This is a genomic window from Neisseria sp. HMSC055H02, from assembly GCF_001813335.1.
In the GTDB taxonomy this organism is placed as follows: Bacteria; Pseudomonadota; Gammaproteobacteria; order Burkholderiales; family Neisseriaceae; genus Neisseria; species Neisseria sicca_C.
Window position 1 is genome coordinate 7,194 of record NZ_KV812070.1, and the last position, 370, is coordinate 7,563.

The window sequence follows — 370 nt, forward strand, 5'->3', positions numbered from 1 at the left end:
GGGGGAAGGAACAGATTGCCGTTGAAGCAAACCGTAGCGTGGGCTTTGCCCGCGATATGAATGCCAAAATGAAAGCACATTCGGCTATTGTCTGATTTTGATTACTTAAATGATGGATTTCGTGGGCAAAGCCCACGCTACTTGAGTTATCCAAAATCTGTATTGATTGAATACACGGGTCGTCGGAAAACGGGTATGAACGGGTTTGTTTCTTTAAAACCCGAATCTTAAAGTTTCAGACGACCTCGTTTTTATCCGAAAACCGCCCCCTCTCCCGTCCGGCGAGAGAGGGCTGGGGAGAGGGTGGCTCTACGGGGCAAACGAATTTGATTTTACCCAGAGCCATAGAACCACCCCCATCCTAACCTTC